Source organism: Actinacidiphila paucisporea, assembly GCF_900142575.1.
Taxonomy (GTDB): Bacteria; Actinomycetota; Actinomycetes; order Streptomycetales; family Streptomycetaceae; genus Actinacidiphila; species Actinacidiphila paucisporea.
In genome coordinates, this window is the sequence record NZ_FRBI01000006.1 from 14,068 (window position 1) to 32,328 (window position 18,261).

The 18,261-nt window shown below is 72.3% G+C and carries 19 protein-coding genes; 7 read left to right on the forward strand and 12 right to left on the reverse strand.

Annotation, left to right across the window (positions count from 1 at the left end):
• The first annotated feature begins 21 nt into the window (after nt 1-21).
• Nucleotides 22-885, forward strand: coding sequence for a transglycosylase SLT domain-containing protein (locus BUE44_RS11520; protein WP_073496934.1), 864 nt, complete (start codon nt 22-24; stop codon nt 883-885).
• 99 nt (nt 886-984) lie between these two features.
• Here the strand turns inward: BUE44_RS11520 and BUE44_RS11525 are convergent, their stop codons facing one another.
• A complete protein-coding gene (locus BUE44_RS11525) occupies nt 985-3,540 on the reverse strand; it encodes an FHA domain-containing protein (RefSeq protein WP_073496936.1) in 2,556 nt (851 codons plus the stop codon).
• 192 nt (nt 3,541-3,732) lie between these two features.
• Here BUE44_RS11525 and serB point away from each other — a divergent pair, with 192 nt between their 5' ends.
• Entirely contained in the window at nt 3,733-4,983 is a 1,251-nt protein-coding gene (serB, locus tag BUE44_RS11530; RefSeq protein WP_073496938.1) for a phosphoserine phosphatase SerB, read from the forward strand.
• A 61-nt stretch (nt 4,984-5,044) separates the two neighbouring features.
• Here the strand turns inward: serB and BUE44_RS11535 are convergent, their stop codons facing one another.
• The 4 genes from BUE44_RS11535 to BUE44_RS11545 all read right to left on the reverse strand — a co-directional run bounded on the left by BUE44_RS11535 (nt 5,045) and on the right by BUE44_RS11545 (nt 7,624).
• A complete protein-coding gene (locus BUE44_RS11535) occupies nt 5,045-5,566 on the reverse strand; it encodes a SixA phosphatase family protein (RefSeq protein WP_073496940.1) in 522 nt (173 codons plus the stop codon).
• 141 nt (nt 5,567-5,707) lie between these two features.
• Nucleotides 5,708-5,959 carry a hypothetical protein gene (locus BUE44_RS11540; RefSeq protein WP_079189672.1) on the reverse strand — a complete coding sequence of 84 codons (252 nt, stop codon included), beginning with the start codon at nt 5,957-5,959 and terminating at the stop codon, nt 5,708-5,710.
• A 227-nt stretch (nt 5,960-6,186) separates the two neighbouring features.
• Nucleotides 6,187-6,309: an SGM_5486 family transporter-associated protein gene (locus tag BUE44_RS39245; RefSeq protein WP_265737156.1), complete on the reverse strand. Its 123-nt coding sequence runs from the start codon at nt 6,307-6,309 to the stop codon at nt 6,187-6,189.
• A 43-nt stretch (nt 6,310-6,352) separates the two neighbouring features.
• Nucleotides 6,353-7,624 carry a CynX/NimT family MFS transporter gene (locus BUE44_RS11545; protein WP_073496942.1) on the reverse strand — a complete coding sequence of 424 codons (1,272 nt, stop codon included), beginning with the start codon at nt 7,622-7,624 and terminating at the stop codon, nt 6,353-6,355.
• A 22-nt stretch (nt 7,625-7,646) separates the two neighbouring features.
• Here BUE44_RS11545 and BUE44_RS11550 point away from each other — a divergent pair, with 22 nt between their 5' ends.
• Complete coding sequence (locus BUE44_RS11550; RefSeq protein ID WP_073496944.1) at nt 7,647-8,330, forward strand: FadR/GntR family transcriptional regulator; 684 nt, start codon at nt 7,647-7,649, stop codon at nt 8,328-8,330.
• A 76-nt stretch (nt 8,331-8,406) separates the two neighbouring features.
• Here the strand turns inward: BUE44_RS11550 and fabI are convergent, their stop codons facing one another.
• The 6 genes from fabI to BUE44_RS11580 form a co-directional block, all read right to left on the reverse strand.
• Nucleotides 8,407-9,177, reverse strand: coding sequence for an enoyl-ACP reductase FabI (gene fabI / locus BUE44_RS11555; protein WP_073496946.1), 771 nt, complete (start codon nt 9,175-9,177; stop codon nt 8,407-8,409).
• A gap of 5 nt (nt 9,178-9,182) precedes the next feature.
• Nucleotides 9,183-9,902: a 3-oxoacyl-[acyl-carrier-protein] reductase gene (gene fabG / locus BUE44_RS11560; protein WP_073496948.1), complete on the reverse strand. Its 720-nt coding sequence runs from the start codon at nt 9,900-9,902 to the stop codon at nt 9,183-9,185.
• Between the two features lie 120 nt (nt 9,903-10,022).
• Nucleotides 10,023-10,931 carry a lytic polysaccharide monooxygenase auxiliary activity family 9 protein gene (locus BUE44_RS11565; protein ID WP_073496950.1) on the reverse strand — a complete coding sequence of 303 codons (909 nt, stop codon included), beginning with the start codon at nt 10,929-10,931 and terminating at the stop codon, nt 10,023-10,025.
• A 214-nt stretch (nt 10,932-11,145) separates the two neighbouring features.
• Nucleotides 11,146-11,739: a DivIVA domain-containing protein gene (locus BUE44_RS11570; RefSeq protein ID WP_143172500.1), complete on the reverse strand. Its 594-nt coding sequence runs from the start codon at nt 11,737-11,739 to the stop codon at nt 11,146-11,148.
• A gap of 10 nt (nt 11,740-11,749) precedes the next feature.
• Nucleotides 11,750-12,856, reverse strand: coding sequence for a globin domain-containing protein (locus BUE44_RS11575; protein WP_079189673.1), 1,107 nt, complete (start codon nt 12,854-12,856; stop codon nt 11,750-11,752).
• Nucleotides 12,857-12,946: 90 nt separating this feature from the next.
• On the reverse strand, nt 12,947-13,360 hold the full coding sequence (locus BUE44_RS11580) for a globin family protein (RefSeq protein ID WP_073496954.1): 414 nt from the start codon (nt 13,358-13,360) through the stop codon (nt 12,947-12,949).
• Nucleotides 13,361-13,582: 222 nt separating this feature from the next.
• On the opposite strand from BUE44_RS11580, the gene BUE44_RS11585 reads away from it, so the two are divergent.
• From BUE44_RS11585 to BUE44_RS11595, 3 genes are read left to right on the forward strand one after another with little or no spacing between them, the layout of a single operon-like run.
• Complete coding sequence (locus tag BUE44_RS11585) at nt 13,583-15,118, forward strand: TldD/PmbA family protein (RefSeq protein ID WP_073496956.1); 1,536 nt, start codon at nt 13,583-13,585, stop codon at nt 15,116-15,118.
• Complete coding sequence (locus tag BUE44_RS11590; RefSeq protein ID WP_073496958.1) at nt 15,115-16,509, forward strand: metallopeptidase TldD-related protein; 1,395 nt, start codon at nt 15,115-15,117, stop codon at nt 16,507-16,509. The genes BUE44_RS11585 and BUE44_RS11590 overlap by 4 nt, the downstream gene beginning before the upstream one ends.
• Nucleotides 16,510-16,532: 23 nt before the next feature.
• Nucleotides 16,533-17,087 carry an RNA 2'-phosphotransferase gene (locus BUE44_RS11595; RefSeq protein WP_073496960.1) on the forward strand — a complete coding sequence of 185 codons (555 nt, stop codon included), beginning with the start codon at nt 16,533-16,535 and terminating at the stop codon, nt 17,085-17,087.
• 129 nt (nt 17,088-17,216) lie between these two features.
• Here BUE44_RS11595 and BUE44_RS11600 read toward each other — a convergent pair whose 3' ends face one another.
• The gene (locus BUE44_RS11600) at nt 17,217-17,498 is read right to left on the reverse strand and encodes a GlsB/YeaQ/YmgE family stress response membrane protein (protein ID WP_073496962.1); all 282 of its coding nucleotides are present in this window, start codon (nt 17,496-17,498) and stop codon (nt 17,217-17,219) included.
• A gap of 236 nt (nt 17,499-17,734) precedes the next feature.
• On the opposite strand from BUE44_RS11600, the gene BUE44_RS11605 reads away from it, so the two are divergent.
• Complete coding sequence (locus BUE44_RS11605) at nt 17,735-18,094, forward strand: DUF3099 domain-containing protein (protein ID WP_079189674.1); 360 nt, start codon at nt 17,735-17,737, stop codon at nt 18,092-18,094.
• Nucleotides 18,095-18,261 lie beyond the last annotated feature (167 nt).

Genomic DNA, 18,261 nt, shown 5'->3' on the forward strand with positions numbered 1-18,261 from the left:
GCAACCGGAAGAGGTCATTCCATGCAGCTCCCCACGATCCCGAAGATCGGCCGACTGTCCAAGAAGCACAAGATCACGGCGGCCGGTGCCGCCGCCGCGGCAGCTGTTGTCCTGGCCGTCACCGGTCTCCAGGCGACCGGTGGGTCGGCTGAGGCCAAGGGCGAACCGACGGGTTTCTCGGTGGAATCCGGCCAGCAGGTCAAGAGCCTTGACGCCCAGGCGGGGCTCGCCTCGCAGAAGGCGATCCAGGAGGACGCGGCCGCGAAGAAGAAGGCCGCCGCCGACACCGCGGCGCAGCAGAAGGCCTCGGCCGACACCGCCGCCCGGCAGAAGGCCGCCGCCGACGCGGCGGCGAAGAAGAAGGCCGCGGACACCGCCGCCGCCAAGAAGAAGGCCGAGCAGGCCGCCGCCAAGAAGCGGGCCGCCGCCCGGGCCGCCGCGCGCGCCAAGGCCGAGCAGGCCGCGACCCGGTCCACCCACCGCACCACGCTCAAGGTCGTGGTTCCGAAGCTCGCGCCGAAGAAGGCCGTCACCGCCGTGCCCGTCGCCGCGGTCGTCTACCCGGACAACCTGGACGGCTGGATCCGCGAGGCGCGCGCCGTGCTGGCCGCGCACAACATCCCGGTGCCGACCTACAACGGCATTTACCGCAACATCATGCGCGAGTCGAGCGGTAACCCGAACGCGATCAACCTGTGGGACATCAATGCCCAGAACGGCATTCCCTCCAAGGGCCTGCTGCAGACGATCGACCCGACCTTCAACGCCTACCACGTGTCCGGCACGTCGTGGAACGTCTACAACCCGGTCGCGAACATCGCCGCCGCCTGCAACTACGCCTGGCACGTCTACGGCGGAATGGACAACGTCAACTCGGCGTACTGATCCGCTGATCGGCTGATCCGCTGAATGATCGACCCCCATGGAGAAGGGGCGGCGGGACCATGAGTCCCACCGCCCCTTCTCCATGTCGCAATTCCCGGGCTACTTCCGCATGACCTCGGGTTCGTGCCGGCGCAGCAGCCGGGCGACGGCGACTCCGCACAGCGCGGCCATGAGCAGCAGCACCAGGACGTCGAGCGTCCAGATGCCCGCGTTGTGCTTCCACAGCGCGTCCACGGCGATCGGCGGCTTGGTGTCCCACGGCAGCAGCGTGTTGAGGTCGGCGGTCGCACCGGTCCCGGCCACCGCCCAGCGGGCCGGCATCAGCCAGGCCACCTGCTCCATACCGGGCTTGCCGTAGATCTGGAACAGCACACCGGTGAAGACGATCTGCACGATCGAGAACATCACCAGCAGCGGCATGGTCTTCTCCGCGGTCTTCACCAGCGCGGAGATGATCAGGCCGACCATCATCGAGGTGAAGCCGAAGGCCATGATGACCAGGGTCATCTCCACGGCCGGCTGGCTGTGCAGGACGACGCCCTCGGCGGGCATCCTGCTGCGCGGCGCGAAGCCGATACCGCAGATGATGGCGCCCTGCAGGGCGGTGATCACGCCGAGCACGATGACCTTGGACATCAGGTACGCCGAGCGCGACAGGCCGACGGCCCGCTCGCGCTCGTAGATGACCCTCTCCTTGATCAGCTCACGCACGGAGTTGGCGGCGCCCGCGAAGCACGCGCCGACCGCGATGATCATCAAGATGGTGCCCGCGTCCCGGTTCTGGCCGTGCGAGCGGGCGGGCCCGTAGCCCAGGCCGCTGCTCGCCGGGATCAGCAGGCTGACGATGCCGAGCACGGTGGGCAGGATGAGCATCAGGCCGATGAAGCCGCGGTCGGAGGCGATCACCGAGGTGTAGCGGCGTACCAGCGTCCACAGTTGCGGGCCCCAGGCCTGCGGCTTGGGCGGCCTGGCCACCTGGTGGGGTATGGAGGGCGCGGTCTGCGGTGCGACGGCGTCCAGGTCGGCGGCATAGGTCTGGTAGTGCTGCGAGCCGCGCCAGCGGCCCATCCAGTCGTAGTCGCGGTAGGTCTCGAACGCCGAGAAGACGTCGGCCCAGTTGTCGTAGCCGAAGAAGTTCAGCGCCTCGTCCGGCGGCCCGAAATAGGCGACGGCGCCGCCGGGCGCCATCACCAGCAGCTTGTCGCACAGTGCCAGTTCGGCCACCGAGTGGGTGACCACCAGCACGGTGCGGCCGTCGTCGGCCAGGCCGCGCAGCAGCTTCATCACGTCGCGGTCCATGCCCGGGTCGAGGCCCGAGGTGGGCTCGTCCAGGAAGATCAGCGACGGCTTGGTGAGCAGTTCCAGGGCCACCGAGACGCGCTTGCGCTGGCCGCCCGACAGCGAGGTGATGCGCTTGTCGGCGTGGATGTCGAGCTTCAGCTCGCGCAGCACCTCGTCGATCCTGGCCTCGCGCTCGGCCGACGCGGTGTCGCCGGGGAAGCGGAGCTTGGCCGCGTACCGCAGGGCGGTCTTGACCTGGAGCTCCTTGTGCAGGATGTCGTCCTGCGGGACCAGCCCGATGCGCTGCCGCAGTTCGGCGAACTGCTTGTACAGGTTCCGGTTGTCGTACAGCACCTCGCCCTGGTCGGCGGGCCGGTAGCCGGTCAGGGCGCGCAGCAGCGTCGACTTGCCGGAGCCCGACGGGCCGATGACGCCGATCAGCGACTTCTCCGGGACCCCGAAGGAGACGTCCCTGAGGATCGTCTTGGTGGTCTTGCCGTGCGGCACGGTCACCGACAGGCGCCGGGCCGAGAAGGACACCGCTCCGGTGTCCACGAATTCCTCGAGCCGGTCGCCGACCAGCCGGAAGGTGGAGTGCCCGACGCCGACGATGTCGTTCGGGCCGAGCAGGTGCCGCTGGATCGGCTGGCCGTTGACATAGGTGCCGTTGTGGCTGCTGAGATTGACGATCTCGTGGCGGCCGTCGGGGTGCGCGCGGAATTCCGCGTGGTAGCGCGAGACCTGGAGGTCGAAGACGACCAGGTCGTTCTCCAGCGCGCGGCCGATGCGCATGACCCGGCCCAGCGCGATCTGGTGGAAGGTCGTCGGGCTGCGGTCGCCGTTCCCGGGCCCGGGGCTCACCGGCTGCTGCTGCGGTATGCCCTGCGGCGCCGGCGGCTGCCCGGGCCAGCCGCCGCCCTGCTGCGGCGGCACCGCTTGCGGTACCGGGGCCACGACCTGCGCCTGCGCCTGTGCCTGTGCCTGGTGATACTGCGGGTAGCTCTGCTGCGGCGGCTGCGCGTAGGCGGTCCCGGCGCTGTGCACGTCGCCGCCGGACGCCGCGACCGGCGTGCCGCCGGTGAAGCTCAGCCGCGGGCCGTTGGCGGCATTGCCGAGGGTGACCGTCGAGCCGGGGCCCACCTCGGTCTGCTGGACCCGCTGCCCGTGGACGAAGGTGCCGTTCGTGCTCCCCTGGTCCTCGATCATCCAACCGCGGTCGCCACGGCGGATGATGGCGTGCCGCCACGAGACCCGAGGGTCGTCGCAGACGAGATCGGCCTGCGGGTCACGCCCGAGGCTGTAGGACCGGGAGGCGTCGAGCGTCCAGGTCCGGCCGTTCAATTCGAGTACGAGTTCAGGCACCCCAAGCCCCATTGGTTGTCCCCCGTGTTGTCCCCCGTGAGGGGAGTCTAGGGATAGCGAACATCGGGAGGAACTATCGCAGGCCCCGGTCTCGTAACAGAACGCGCCCTCCCGATCGCGTTCCGAGTCCCCGGGCAGCACGATTGTCCGGCACGCGGGACGGATGGTCATGCGCCGGTGCCGGGCGGATACCGTGTAAGGACCATGAACGACGCCTCGCTAACCGCGCCTGCCGCCGCCATTCCCGCGGCGGACGTGCCCACCCTCCTGGTCAAGATCTTCGGCAAGGACCGTCCGGGCATCACCGCCGGTCTCTTCGACACGCTCGCCGCCTACGGCGTGGACGTGGTGGACATCGAGCAGGTGGTGACCCGTGGCCGGATGATGCTGTGCGCGCTGGTCACCGCGCCCGCACCGGGCACCGGCACCGAGGGCGACCTGCGGGCCACCGTGCACAGCTGGGCCGAGAGCCTGCAGATGCAGGCCGAGATCATCTCCGGGATCGGCGACAACCGGCCGCGCGGCGAGGGGCGTTCGCACGTCACCGTGCTCGGCCGGCCGCTGACCGCCGAGTCGACGGCGGCCATAGCGGCCGTGATCAGCGGCGCCGGCGGCAACATCGACCGCATCTTCCGGCTCGCGAAGTATCCGGTGACGGCCGTGGAGTTCGCGGTGTCCGGCGCGGAGCCGACGGCGCTGCGCTCGGTGCTCGCCGTCGCGGCGGCGGCCCGCGGGGTGGACGTCGCGGTGGTGCCGTCGGGGCTGGCACGCCGGGCGCAGCGGCTGGTGGTGATGGACGTCGACTCCACCGTCATCCAGGACGAGGTGATCGAGCTGTTCGCCGCGCACGCCGGGTGCGAGGCGCAGGTCGCCGAGGTCACCGCGGCCGCGATGCGCGGCGAGCTGGACTTCGAGCAGTCGCTGCACGCCCGGGTGGCGCTGCTGGCCGGCCTGGACGTGTCGGTGGTGGACAAGGTACGGGCCGAGGTGCGGCTGACCCCGGGCGCGCGGACCCTGATCCGTACGCTCAAGCGGCTCGGCTACCAGGTCGGAGTGGTCTCCGGCGGCTTCACCCAGGTCACCGACGACCTCAGGGAGCGCCTGGGCCTGGACTTCGCCGCCGCGAACACCCTGGAGGTGGCCGACGGGCGCCTGACCGGCCGGGTGGTCGGGCCGATCGTGGACCGGGCGGGCAAGGCCGCGCTGCTGCGCAGCTTCGCCGCGCAGGCCGGGGTGCCGCTGAGCCAGACCGTGGCGATCGGCGACGGCGCCAACGACCTGGACATGCTCAACGCGGCGGGCCTGGGCGTCGCCTTCAACGCCAAGCCGGTGGTGCGCCAGGCGGCCGACGCGGCGGTGAACGTGCCCTTCCTCGACGCCGTGCTGTATCTGCTGGGGATCACCCGCGAGGAGATCGAGGCGGCCGACGAGACCGACGGCGTGATGACCTCCTGACCCGCGTCAGGCCTCGCGTACGGGGCCCGGTGGCGTCAGGCCCTCGTGCGGGGCCCGGAGGTCAGGCCTCGTGCGGGGCCCAGAAGGCGGTGAGGCGGCCGACACCGTGCTCGACGGCCTTCCACGAGCCGGCGAAGGTGACCACCGCGAAGGCCGCGGTGGGGAAGCCGCCGCTCTTCATCCTGGCGAGCGCATCGCCCTCCGCACTGCCCGCGAGGGCTTCGGCGAGCGCGTGCACACCGGGGTTGTGCCCGACGACCAGCAGCGAGCCGACCTCGTCCGAGGTCTCGCTGAGCAGGGCGAGCAGGTCGCCCAGGCTCGCGTCGTAGAGCCGCTCCTCGTAGACCGTACGGGGCCGGTGCGGCAGCTCGTGCGCCGCGAGCTTCCAGGTCTCGCGGGTCCTGACGGCGGTGGAGCACAGCACGAGGTCGGGGGCGATGCCGTCGTCGGCGAGGCGGCGGCCGGCCATCGGGGCGTCCAGCCGGCCGCGGTCGGCCAGTGGCCGCTCGTGGTCGGGGACGGCCGGCCAGTCGGCCTTGGCGTGCCGGAGCAGGACGATGGTGCGGGGCGAATCGACGGTCATGCCTTTCAGCTTTCCAGAAAACCCGCGGTCAGGCGCGGTATGGGCGTGATCACCGTCCCTGCCTGGCCTTTCGCGTGATCCGCCCGCCCGTACGGTCACGCAGCGTGCCCGTACGTGATCACCGCGGGAACCGCGGGATGGTCACAGCACGTGACGCAGGAAACCGGGCAGCCCGGTGAGGACCCTGGACAGCACGTCGCCGGCCGGCATCGCGGTCGAGGCGTCGGCGCTGCCGCCGCTGATCAGCGCGAGCAGCGCCGCGAAGGCGAGCGCGGGCAGGGCCACCGCCCACCAGGGCAGCCGGGTCTGCACAGCGTCCGCCTTGCGTGCTGCGGGCGCCTGGGCGCCGGTCCCGGCCTGCCGGGTGTACAGGTGGGGGGACTGTGTGGTCACGCTGACCGCCTCCGTGGTGAACCGTCGAAGTGCCGTTGTCCGACTGCACTTCGACGCTACGGGTGCGCGGCGGGGCGTCCCATCCGGTCGTCCACCCAGTTGACCCTGACCCTGGCCCCCTAGGGATGGTGGGGTTGTCCCCACCCCCCGGGTCGGGGTCGGTGCGCGGGCGGCTGACGGAGGTTCAGCTCGCGGCGGTACGCCGGGTCACCGGCGTGCGGTCGCGGTCATCCCATGCGGGCGGCGATGGTGGCGACCACCGCGACGATGGCGGGCACCCCCATCATCAGGCCGAACATGATCAGCAGCCGGCGCTGGGGCTGCGGGGGATTCGGTTCGAGTACGGGCATGCGTCCAGTCTGGCACCGGCGCCGCCGGGTACTTCACCGGGGGTCACAATTCGTCCTCGATGTACCGGTTGCGGCCGGCCAGCACCCCGCACACCGCCTGCGGGACGACCAGGGCGATCATCAGGGCGATCGGCAGGCCCCAGCCGCCGGACGACGAGTTGAGCGCGCCGACCAGGATCGGCCCGGGGATCGAGACGAGGTAGCCGGTGCTCTGCGCGAAGGCCGACAGGCGTACGACGCCGGCGCCGGTGCGCGAGCGCATCCCGATCATCGTCAGCACCAGCGGGAAGGCGCAGTTCGCGACGCCCAGCAGCAGCGCCCACGCCCAGGGGGCGGCGGCGGGCGCGGCCCACAGCCCGGCGAAGCCGGCCACCTGGAAGACCGCGAGCACCAGCACGATCGGCCCCTGCGAGCGCATCCGCGCGGCGATCTGCGGCAGCGCGAAGGACAGCGGTACGCCCATCACCATGGTGACCGCGAGCAGCAGCCCGGCTTTGTCGGCGGAGATCCCGGCGTCCCGGAAGATCTGCGGCATCCAGCCCATGGTGACGTAGGCGGAGGTGCCCTGGAGGCCGAAGAAGGCGGCCATCATCCAGGCGGTACGGCTGCGGGTGATCCGCCCGTGCTCGCCGCTCGCGGCGGGTGCGGCCGCCACCGGGGCCGCGGCCGTACGCGACGACCGGTCCCGTACCAGCGGCAGCCAGACCAGCGCGGCCAGCGCGGCGGGCAGCGCCCACACACCCAGGCCCAGCCGCCAGCCGTGGCCCATGGCGTCGGTCAGCGGCACCGACACGGCGGCGGCCAGCGCGGTGCCCAGCGACAGGGCCATCGAGTAGACGCCGGTGACCTGGCCCATCCGGTCGGGGAAGTAGCGCTTGACGATCACCGGCATCAGCACGTTGGAGACCGCGATGCCGGCCAGCGCCAGGGCGCTGGCGGCCAGGAAGGCGGGGGTGCCGCCGGCGAAGGGGCGCAGCAGCAGGCCGGCGGTGATCAGGGCCATGCCGGCACAGACGACGGCGCCGGGGCCGTGGCGGCGGGCCAGCCGGGGCGCGGCGAAGCCGAACAGCGCGAAGCACGCGGCGGGGACCGAGGTGAGCAGGCCCGCCATGGCGCCGCTCATGCCGAGGCCGTCGCGGACCTCCTTCATCAGCGGCCCGAGGCTGGTGACCGCGGGGCGCAGGTTGACGGCGGCGAGGACGAGTCCCGCGACGGCCAGCACCCGGACCCAGTGCGGCAGCGGGGAGGCGGTGGGCGTGGACGCTTTCTGCGGGGTCGTGGACCGGTCGAGGGTGAGGGATTCGTCGTCGCGCATGAACCCATCATAGAATGATGGGATGAATCTCGGACCCGTGCCCCGTCACGCGACCCTCGCCGACCAGGTCATCGCCCGGCTGCGGGCGGAGATCACCTCGGGCACGTGGCCGGTGGGCAGCCGCATACCCACGGAAGCCGAGCTGGTCGAGCGGCTCGGTGTGGCACGGAACACCGTCAGGGAGGCGATCAGGGCGCTCGCCCACAACGGCCTGCTGGACATCAGGCAGGGTTCGGGCACCTACGTGGTGGCCACCAGCGAGCTGGCCGGGGTGATGCAGCGGCGCTTCGCCGGCGCCGAGCAGCTGCACATCGCCGAGCTGCGCGGCGCGCTGGAGACCACCGCCGCCTCGCTCGCCGCCGAGCGGCGCGACGAGGCGGATTTGCGGCAGCTGGACGCGCTGCTGGAGCGGCGCGAGCGGGCCTGGGAGTCGGGCGACGCGGAGGCCTTCGTCGAGGCCGACGCGACCTTGCACCTCGCGGTGGTCGCGACCTCGCACAACGAGGTGCTGACCACCCTCTACGCCGACCTGGGCCAGGTGCTGCGGGACTTCCTGCGCGCGGACGTCGGCACCGAGCTGCGCCCCGAGGACCACCTCGACCACGCCCGGCTGGTCGCCGCGATCCGCGCGGGCGACGGCGCCCGCGCGGCCGAGGAGGCCGGCGCCCACGCCTTCCACTGCCGTTTCCGGGCCACCGCCGGCTGAACACGGCGGCGCCCCCGGAGAACGCCCGCCCCCGCAGAGCGGGAGGGGGCGCCGGGGGCGGTCTCAGCGGCGGGCGTCAGGCGCCGATGGCGTGCAGGCCGCCGTCGACGTGCACGATCTCGCCGGTGGTCATCGGGAACCAGTCGGACAGCAGCGCCACGACACCGCGCCCCGCGGGCTCGGGGTCGGACATGTTCCACTCCAGCGGGGAGCGGTGGTTCCACACGTCGGCCAGCTCCGAGAAGCCCGGGATGGACTTCGCGGCCATCGAGCCGATCGGCCCGGCCGAGATGAGGTTGCAGCGGATGTTCTGCTTGCCCAGGTCGCGGGCCAGGTAGCGGGAGGTCGCCTCCAGCGCGGCCTTGGCCGGGCCCATCCAGTCGTACTGCGGCCAGGCGAACTGCGCGTCGAAGGTGAGGCCGACGACGGAGCCGCCGCCGTCGCCCATCAGCGGCAGGCAGGCCATGGTGAGCGACTTGAGCGAGTACGCCGACACGTGCATCGCGGTGGCGACCGACTCGAACGGGGTGTTGAGGAAGTTGCCGCCGAGCGCGTCCTGCGGGGCGAAGCCGATCGAGTGGACGACGCCGTCCAGGCCGCCCAGCTCCTCGCGTACGACGCTCTCCAGGCGGGCCAGGTGCTCGGCGTTGGTCACGTCCAGCTCGATGACCTTGGTCGGGCGGGGCAGCTTGCGGGCGATCCGCTCGGTCAGGGTGGGCCGGGGGAAGGCGGTCAGGATGATCTCGGCACCCTGCTCCTGGGCCAGCTTGGCGGTGTGGAAGGCGATGGAGGACTCCATCAGCACACCCGTGACCAGGATGCGCTTGCCGTCGAGGATTCCGCTCATGGTGTTCAGTGACCCATGCCCAATCCGCCGTCAACGGGGATGACGGCTCCAGTGATGTACGCGGCGTCGTCGGACGCCAGGAAACGCACCGCGGCGGCGATCTCCTCCGGCTGCGCGTAGCGGGCCAGCGGCACCTGCGCCACGATGCCCTCGCGCTGCTCGTCGGTGAGCGCCCGCGTCATGTCGGTGTCGACGAAGCCGGGTGCCACGACGTTGAAGGTGATGTTGCGCGAGCCCAGTTCGCGGGCCAGCGAGCGGGCGAAGCCGACCAGGCCGGCCTTGGAGGCGGCGTAGTTGGCCTGGCCCGCCTGGCCCAGCAGGCCGACCACGGACGAGATCAGGACGACGCGGCCCTTCCTGGCCCGCAGCATGCCGCGGTTGGCGCGCTTGACCACCCGGAAGGTGCCGGTGAGGTTGGTGTCGAGGACGGTGGTGAAGTCCTCCTCTGACATGCGCATCAGCAGCTGGTCGCGGGTGATGCCGGCGTTGGCGACCAGCACCTCGACGTTGCCGTGCGCCGCCTCGACCTCCTTGTAGGCCTGCTCGACCTGCTCGGCGTCGGTGATGTCGCAGCGCACCGCGAGCACGCCGAGCGCCACGAGGTCGGCCGGCGGCTCACCCGAGCGGTATGTGATGGCGACCTTGTCGCCCGCGTCGGCGAAAGCCCGGGCGATGGCGAGGCCGATGCCCCGGTTTCCTCCGGTGACGAGAACCGAGCGGCTCAACGGATCACTCCTCAGTCGTGAGTATCTCCGTGAAAGCTATCGGTCCCGGCGCCGTTCCGGGGAATCGGCCCCGACAGGCTGCCCCGGCCGACCCTGTGGAATTCCTACAGCGGCCCGCCGTCAGCCCCGGCTGCGTGCACCGGCCCTGCGGCGGCTGTAGACCAGCAGGCCGACCGCACCGCTGGCCAGGATCGCGCTGCCGGACAGCGCGGTCTCCAGGGTGCTGCTGCTGGCGGCCACGTTGCCGGCCGCGAGGTTTCCGGTGGTGGAGGTGACGGGCGCGTCACCGCCGTGGCCGTGGTGGACGACGGTCGACCTGGACTCGCCCGCGGCGATCTGGGCGTCGGTCGGCGCCTTGGCGAGGTCGGCGGTGGCCGCCTCCGCCGCCTGCACGGTCTGTCCGAAGACGACATCCGCGCAGCCGTAGAAGGCCTCCGGGCTGTCGCTGCGTTGCCACACCTGGTAGATCAACTGGCGCCCGGTGCGGGCCGGCAGGGTGGCGGAGAAGGTGTAGTAGCCGGGCGAGGATGCCGCGGTGGTGTAGGTGGCGATCGGGGTGTCGGCCAGGTCGGACCACTTCAGCGGCTTCGTCGGGTCGTAGCCCTGCTTGGTGATGTACAGCGTCATGACGCCGCGGTGCGGTGCGGTGACCCGGAAGCTGACGGTGGTCTGCCCGGCCTGGACCGCGGTGGCCGGCCAGTCGGTGCGCGCCCAGTCCAGCGCGCGGTACTTGTCGCGGTCGGCGGAGCACAGGTGGCCGTCGGGGATGATGGTGCGGCTCTGCCCGTTGGCGTTGGCGATGTTGACCTCGTTCCAGTCGTACAGCGGCTGGGTGCCGCTGTCGGCGACGAGGTCCTTGCACACCTGGGACCTGGGGTTCTCCGGCCCTTCCGCGTAGCAGGCCGAGATCCGGCTGACGGGGGTGCTGAGCGCTCCGTGCGCGCTGGCGGTGCCTGGCGTGAGCCCGGCGACGACCAGGGCGGTGGCGCCGACCGCGCCAAGGGCGGCGGCCTTGCGGCGTACTGACATGTGGGGGGCTCCTTGTCGAGCGTGCGGTGGTGCTTGCGGACAAGAGAGGGCGGCACTCCGAGCATAGAGATTGGTCTGGACCAAGCCAATAGCCATGGGCCTACTGCCGGTTCGCGGCGGCGGGGCGCTGTGCGGACCGCGAGCCGTACGGGGTCGGGGCTGTGCGGTCAGGCGCGGGCGGTTCGGGCGCGGGCGGTTCAGCCGCTGTGCGCGTTCAGGCGCTGTGCGGGGTGCCCGTCGTGGCCGGCAGCGAGGAGGAAGGGGCGGGGGCCGGGGAGGGCGCGGGGGCGGGGGCGGTGTGCTTCGTGGCGTACTGGTCCGCTGTCGCGGTCAGCGACTGCGCGATCTGGCGCAGGTAGGAGATGAGCCGCTCGGTCTCCTCCTGGTCGGCCTCGCCGCCCTGGCCCTCCTGTTCCCTGATCTGCTGCAGGATCGCCTCCGCCTGCGCCCGGGCGGCCCGCAGCATCGTGCGGGCCTGTTCGCGGGCCGCGAAGACGGTCTGCTCGGCCGACTGCTGGGCGCGGGACTGCTGCAGCACCGCGTCCACGGTCGGCACCCCGGTGGGGCTGCCGCTGTCGCCGATGTTGTTGGCCCGGATCCAGTCCCGGTGGCGCTGCATGTCGGTCCGCAGCCGGTCGTTCTCCTCCGCCAGCACGGTCAGCGTGGCCGCGCAGCGGCGCAGCGCGTCGTGCACGGCCTCCTCGCTGTAGCCGCGACGGGTCAGCGGGGCGCGGGGGAAGGTCATCGACCGCAGTGTCTCCGGCGTCACCCGGCGCTCCTCGGGGCGGTGTGCGCGTGTCTCGTTCACGTGTCTCCGATCACCGGGCGTCTTCGTAGTGCAGCAGTTCCTGGGGAATGCCTCCGGTCGCGAGATCGCGCACCGTCGCGGCGACCGTCGCCGGCGAGCCGCAGACGTAGTGGGCGCAATCGCGCCCCACGCCCGCGCGCAGGACGGGGCCGGCCAGGCTGCGGTTGTCGAAGGTGCCGGCGTCCGCGCCGACCAGCGGCGTGACGCGGAGCCACGAGTGCGCCTGGGCCAGTTGCCGCAGCGCGGACATGTCGTACAGGCCCTGGGTGTCGCGGGCGCCGAAGAACAGCTCCACCCGGCGCGGCGGGCCGTGCCAGGCGATCTCCTCGACCAGGGCGCGCAGCGGGGCCAGGCCGGTGCCGCCGGCGATCAGCACCAGGTCGCGGCCGTCGGACCGCCGCAGCGCCAGCCGGTCGCCGACCGGGGCGCCGAGGCGCAGCACGTCGCCCTGCCGCACCCGGTAGACCAGGGCGGGGCTGACCAGGCCGCCGTCGACGGCGCGCACGTGCAGCTCGACCGTACCGTCGGCGCGGACCGCGTTGGCCGGGGTGAAGGGCCGCCAGGTGCTCGGCAGCATCGGTGTCTCCACCATCACGGACTGCCCGGCGGCGTAGGCCATCGGGTGGTCCAGGCGCAGCGTCAGCACAGCGACGTCGAAGCCGCGCGGCTCGTGCCGCACCACCTCGGCGTTCCACCAGGCCGGGTTCACCGCGCTGTCGGCCTCGGACGCCTGGAACATCGTGCGGGCCACCAGGCCGTACGCCTCGGTCCAGCCGTGCTGGAGTTCCGCGGTCCACGCGTCGCCCAGGAAGTAGGCCAGCGTGGCGAGCAGCGCCTGGCCGACCGCCTCGTAGTGCTGCGCCACCACCTGGAACTTCCGGTGGTCGCGGCCCAGTTGCTGCAGGTAGGGGACGAGCCGCGCGGGATCGTCCGCGTCCGCGACGATCCGGCCCAGCGCCCCGACCAGCCGGTCGCGCTGCGTCCCCATGGCGACCGGGAACATCGGCCGGACCTGCGGCGCGATGAGGAAGAGGTAGGAGTAGAAGTACCGCGGCACCTCGTCCCCGGACTTGCCGACCAGGGCGAAGGAATCTCTCAGCGCCTGGGAATCGCTCACGACCGCTCGCCGCCGGCTGACATCAGGGGTGACCTCCGGACAGGGGGGAGCGGCCGGCGGCCCCTGTGCGGGGACCGCGGACGCGGTGCGTCACTTCGCGGCCGCATCGGCGGCCGCGATCATGGTGCTGCTGATCACGCCGTAGACGGCCGTCCAGGACTCCTCGACGGCGGGCGTCCACGCGTCACCGGCGTAGTGCCGCAGGGTGGCTATCAGGCTGGCGCCCACGGCCGGGTAGTGCTCGGGCAGCGCGCCGTAACCCGCGTGCCGGCGGCCGAGGTTCTGCAGCATGTCGGTCAGCGTGTCGGTGTTCTCGAGGTTGGCGACCAGGGCGCCGAGCGCCGCCCACAGGCGGTCGCGCTGCTCGTCGATATGCGGGGCGAACAGCGGGCGTACCCCGGGGTTGTTGGCGAACAGATGGTCGTAGAAATACGCCGTCACCTGCGTGCCGTGCGGCTCAACTACCTTGAAACTACTGCGAATCAGCGAAAGGTCTGCGGTCATGGCGGCCGACTCTAGCCAGCGGCCCTGAATCGAACAAGTTGTGTCCACGGGGCGTGGGAGCGGCCCCCTGACATGTCCGACACCTGCCCGCCGGACATGTCGCCATCCAGGGGGGTGGCCCGCTTCCGCGGCGCGAATCGCCCGCGGGCCAATGCTGTGGCGAAGCCGACGCGGTCAGGCCATGATTCACTGCGGACACGCTGACGCGAAGGGAAGTTCGCCGTGCCTCATGAGGTCGATCAGTCATTCCTCGCGCTGCCCTTGCGGGCGCTCGCCGACGCGGCGCTGGCCAGAGCGCGGGCGCTCGGGGCCGACCACGCCGACTTCCGGCTGGAGCGGGTGCGCAGCGCGGCCTGGCGGCTGCGGGACGCGCGGCCCGCGGGGAGTTCGGACAGCACGGACCTCGGCTACGCGGTCCGGGTGGTGCACGGCGGGTCCTGGGGCTTCGCGTCAGGGGTGGACCTCACGATGGACGCGGCGGCCAAGGTCGCCTCGCAGGCCGTCGCCATGGCCAAGCTCAGCGCCCAGGTGATCACGGCGGCGGGCTCCGACGAGCGTGTCGAACTGGCCGACGAGCCGGTGCACGCCGACCGTACGTGGGTGTCGGCGTACGGGATCGACCCCTTCGAGGTGCCGGACGCCGACAAGACCGGGCTGCTCGCCGAGTGGAGCAGCCGGCTGCTGGCCGCGGACGGCGTCTCGCACGCCGACGCCTCGCTGATCGCGGTGCACGAGAACAAGTTCTACGCCGACACCGCGGGCACCACGACCACCCAGCAGCGGGTGCGGCTGCAGCCGCAGCTCACCGCCGTGAGCGTCGACCCCGACACCGGCGGCTTCGACTCGATGCGCACCCTGGCCCCGCCGGTCGGCCGCGGCTGGGAGTACCTGACGTCCGGCGCGGCCGAGGGCGGCTGGGACTGGGACGGCGAACTCGCCCGCATCCCGGACCTGCTGGCCGAGAAGATGCGCGCGCCGTCCGTCGAGGCGGGCGCGTACGACCTGGTGATCGACCCGTCCAACCTGTGGCTGACCATCCACGAGTCGATCGGTCACGCCACCGAACTGGACCGGGCGCTCGGCTACGAGGCCGCCTACGCCGGCACCTCCTTCGCGACCTTCGACCAGCTCGGCACCCTGAAGTACGGCTCCCCGCTGATGCACGTCACCGGCGACCGCACCGCGGAACACGGCCTGGCCACCGTCGGCTTCGACGACGAGGGCGTGGCGGGCCAGTCCTGGGACCTGGTCAGGGACGGCGTCCTGGTCGGCTACCAGCTCGACCGCAGGATCGCGAAGCTCACCGGCTTCGACCGCTCCAACGGCTGCGCCTACGCCGACTCCCCCGGCCATGTCCCGGTCCAGCGGATGGCGAACGTCTCCCTCCAGCCCGCGGCCGACGGCCCGTCCACCGACGACCTGATCGGCGGCGTCGAGCGCGGCCTCTACGTGGTCGGCGACCGGTCCTGGTCGATCGACATGCAGCGCTACAACTTCCAGTTCACCGGTCAGCGCGCCTTCCGCATCGAGAACGGCCGCCTGGCCGGCCAGGTCAAGGACTTCGCCTACCAGGCCACCACCACCGACTTCTGGGGGTCCATGGAGGCGGTCGGCGGCCCCGAGACCTATGTGCTGGGAGGGGCCTTCAACTGCGGAAAGGCCCAGCCGGGGCAGGTCGCCGCCGTGTCGCACGGCTGCCCTTCCGCGCTCTTCCGGGGCGTCAACATTCTGAACACCACCCAGGAGGCGGGGCGATGAGCATCGCGACGACGAAGCCGCACGAGATTGTCGAGCGGGCTCTGGAGCTGTCGTCGGCGGACGGCTGCGTGGTCATCGCCGACGAGGAGTCCAGCGCCAACCTGCGCTGGGCCGGCAACTCGCTGACCACCAACGGTGTCACCCGGGGGCGGACCCTCACGGTGATCGCGACCGTGGACGGCGGGCAGGGTGCCGCCTCCGGGGTCGTGTCGCGGTCCGCGGTGACCGCGGACGAGTTGGAGCCGCTGGTGCGGGCGGCGGAGGCGGCGGCCCGGGAGGCCGGGCCGGCCGAGGACGCGCAGCCGCTGGTGACCGGGGTGCCGCAGTCCGCGGACTTCACCGACGCGCCGGCCGAGACCGCCTCCGCGGTCTTCGCTGCCTTCGCGCCCGCGCTGGGCGAGGCCTTCGCCACGGCGAAGGCCGGCGGGCGGCAGCTGTACGGCTTCGCCTTCCACTCGGTGACCTCGACGTATCTGGGGACGTCGGCGGGGCTGCGGCTGCGGCACGACCAGCCGACCGGCACCCTTGAGGTCAACGCGAAGTCCCCGGACCGTACGCGGTCCGCGTGGGCGGGCGCGGCCACCAGGGACTTCACCGACGTGGACCCGCTGGCGCTGGACGCCGAGCTGGCGCAGCGCCTCGCCTGGGCCGAGCGGAAGATCGAGCTGCCGGCCGGGCGGTACGAGACGCTGCTTCCGCCGTCGGCGGTCGCGGACCTGATGATCTACCAGCTGTGGTCGGCGGGCGCCCGGGACGCCGCCGAGGGCCGTACGGTCTTCAGCAAGGCGGGCGGCGGCACGCGGGTGGGCGAGCAGCTCTCCACGCTGCCGCTGACGCTGCGCAGCGACCCGGCCGAGCCGGGCCTGGAGGCGGCGCCCTTCGTGGTGGCGCACGCGTCCGGCGACGAGTCCTCGGTCTTCGACAACGGGCTGCCGATCGGCCCGGTGGACTGGATGCGGGACGGCACCCTGCGCCATCTGCCGACCACCCGGCACAGCGCCGCGCTGACCGGGCTGCCGATGGCGCCGGCCGCCGACAACCTGGTCCTGGAGGGCGGCGGCACGCGGTCGCCCGCCGAGATGGTCGCGGGCACCGAGCGGGGGCTGCTGCTGACCTGCCTGTGGTACATCCGCGAGGTCGACCCGGCGACGCTGCTGCTGACCGGCCTGACCAGGGACGGCGTCTACCTGGTCGAGGGCGGCGAGGTCACCGGCGTGGTGAACAACTTCCGCTTCAACGAGTCGCCGGTCGACCTGCTGGGCCGGGCCGTCGAGGCGGGCCGCAGCGAGCGGACGCTGCCGCGCGAGTGGAGCGACTACTTCACGCGGGCCGCGGCGCCGGCGCTGCGGGTGCCGGACTTCAACATGAGTTCGGTCAGCCAGGGCGTCTGAGGCCGCCCGGGGGGAGCAGGGGGATGGACGAGAAGCGGACGGTCAAGGCGTCGAAGTTCCTGTCGCTGGTGCTGCGACACGACCCGGGCCGGATCGGCGTCGCGCTGGACGAGGGCGGCTGGGTGGGCGTGGACGAGCTGCTCGCCGCGTGCGCCGCCCACGGCCGGCGGCTGACCCGGGCGGAGCTCGACCACGTCGTCGCCACCAACAACAAGCGGCGGTTCGCGTTCTCGGACGACGGCCGGCGGATCAGGGCCAGCCAGGGGCACACGGTCGAGGTGGACCTCGGGCTGGCGGCCGCGGTGCCGCCGGACGTGCTCTTCCACGGGACGGCGGCGGCCACCCTGCCGCTGATCCTGCGGGACGGGCTGCTGCCGATGGCGCGGCAGGACGTGCACCTGTCGGAGGACCGCGAGACGGCCGTACGCGTCGGGGCGCGGCACGGCCGTCCGGTGGTGCTCGCGGTGGACGCGGCGGGGCTGGCCGCCGGCGGCGGCCAGGTCTTCCGGGTCAGCGCGAACGGGGTGTGGCTGACCGGTCCGGTGCCGCCGCAGTGGCTGCGGGTGCAGCCGGACTGAGGGACCGGGCGGCGCCGGGGTGCCTACGGGCGTACGCCCCCCGGGGCGGCCGGCCGCCGCTGAGCCGTACGGGTGACGGGCGTGCGGGTGCGCGGGCGGGCGACCCGGGTGCGCGGGCGGGCGTACGGCTCAGACCGTGGTCGTGCTGCGCCGGCGCCTGCGCGCGGCCCACAGCGCGTCGCCGATGGCCACGATCACGACGGCTCCGACGAGCTGGAGCACGTGCCGGGTCCAGTCGAAGCCCTTGGTGTCGTTGACGCCCAGCCAGGTCGACACGGCATTGCCGAGCAGGCTGCCGACCATGCCGCAGATCACGGTGAGCCACAGAGGCAGCGTCTGCTTGCCGGGGATGATCGCCTTGGCGACGAGGCCGAGCACCAGTCCGACGATGACCGCCCACAGCCAACCCATGCCGCTCGCCTCCACGTCGCCGGGCGGCCGGGCGCCCGGTAGTCGTGCCGTCAGTGTCCGCCCGGTCCGGCTACGACGCATGTCGGGGGCGGCGGTGGTGCGTACGGCGCAAGACGCGCCCCTCCCCCACTCTGATGCGCGGGCGCCGCGCGGCGTACCGTTGTCTGCAGCCGGAGCGGTGGCGCTGCAACCCGTGAGCAGTGCGGCCCGGCCTGTCGAGCGGGCGGTGGAATGCGATGCGGAAGCAAGGCGGGCCGGAGGTCTACCGGATCTCCGGGGCGCGCACCGGGCTGACCGAGGACGTACGCGGACGGCAGCGGCGCTACATCATCTCGATGTCGGTCCGCACGCTCTCGGTGATCCTCACCGTGGTGCTGTGGAACGTCGAGCGCCCGCTGGCCTGGGGGACTCTGGTGCTGGGCCTGCTGCTGCCGTACGTCGCAGTGGTCTATGCCAATGCCGGGCGGGAGAACCGCCCGGTGGTGCCCGCCGCGTACGTGCCACCACCGGTCGTACCGGTGCTTGAGGCAACCAAAGTGGAGTCGGGACAGGAGCGGGCGGCCGGGGCGTTCGCCGACCCGGTCGACACTCCCTGACCTGGCGCGGGGGCGTCCGGCGCCGGCTCGGCGGGGCCGGACCACACAAGCGGAACCTCAAGAAAAGCTCAGATCAATGGTGACGTTCCACTCCCGCGTACGCGTCAGTGCATGACATACTTCGTAGGCGCTCCGCATCCCCCGTCGGGGCGACGGACCGACGCCGG

Excerpts from the sequence above, each read along its gene's own strand:
- BUE44_RS11590 (WP_073496958.1), top strand. The coding sequence starts at position 15,115 with ATGAGCATCGCGACGACGAAGCCGCACGAGATTGTCGAGCGGGCTCTG.
- BUE44_RS11600 (WP_073496962.1), bottom strand. The coding sequence starts at position 17,498 with ATGGGTTGGCTGTGGGCGGTCATCGTCGGACTGGTGCTCGGCCTCGTC.
- BUE44_RS11565 (WP_073496950.1), bottom strand. The coding sequence starts at position 10,931 with ATGTCAGTACGCCGCAAGGCCGCCGCCCTTGGCGCGGTCGGCGCCACC.
- BUE44_RS11545 (WP_073496942.1), bottom strand. The coding sequence starts at position 7,624 with ATGCGCGACGACGAATCCCTCACCCTCGACCGGTCCACGACCCCGCAG.
- BUE44_RS11535 (WP_073496940.1), bottom strand. The coding sequence starts at position 5,566 with ATGACCGTCGATTCGCCCCGCACCATCGTCCTGCTCCGGCACGCCAAG.
- BUE44_RS11550 (WP_073496944.1), top strand. The coding sequence starts at position 7,647 with ATGAATCTCGGACCCGTGCCCCGTCACGCGACCCTCGCCGACCAGGTC.
- BUE44_RS11525 (WP_073496936.1), bottom strand. The coding sequence starts at position 3,540 with ATGGGGCTTGGGGTGCCTGAACTCGTACTCGAATTGAACGGCCGGACC.
- BUE44_RS39245 (WP_265737156.1), bottom strand. The coding sequence starts at position 6,309 with ATGCCCGTACTCGAACCGAATCCCCCGCAGCCCCAGCGCCGGCTGCTG.
- BUE44_RS11580 (WP_073496954.1), bottom strand. The coding sequence starts at position 13,360 with ATGACCGCAGACCTTTCGCTGATTCGCAGTAGTTTCAAGGTAGTTGAG.
- BUE44_RS11520 (WP_073496934.1), top strand. The coding sequence starts at position 22 with ATGCAGCTCCCCACGATCCCGAAGATCGGCCGACTGTCCAAGAAGCAC.
- BUE44_RS11605 (WP_079189674.1), top strand. The coding sequence starts at position 17,735 with ATGCGGAAGCAAGGCGGGCCGGAGGTCTACCGGATCTCCGGGGCGCGC.
- BUE44_RS11595 (WP_073496960.1), top strand. The coding sequence starts at position 16,533 with ATGGACGAGAAGCGGACGGTCAAGGCGTCGAAGTTCCTGTCGCTGGTG.
- serB (WP_073496938.1), top strand. The coding sequence starts at position 3,733 with ATGAACGACGCCTCGCTAACCGCGCCTGCCGCCGCCATTCCCGCGGCG.
- fabI (WP_073496946.1), bottom strand. The coding sequence starts at position 9,177 with ATGAGCGGAATCCTCGACGGCAAGCGCATCCTGGTCACGGGTGTGCTG.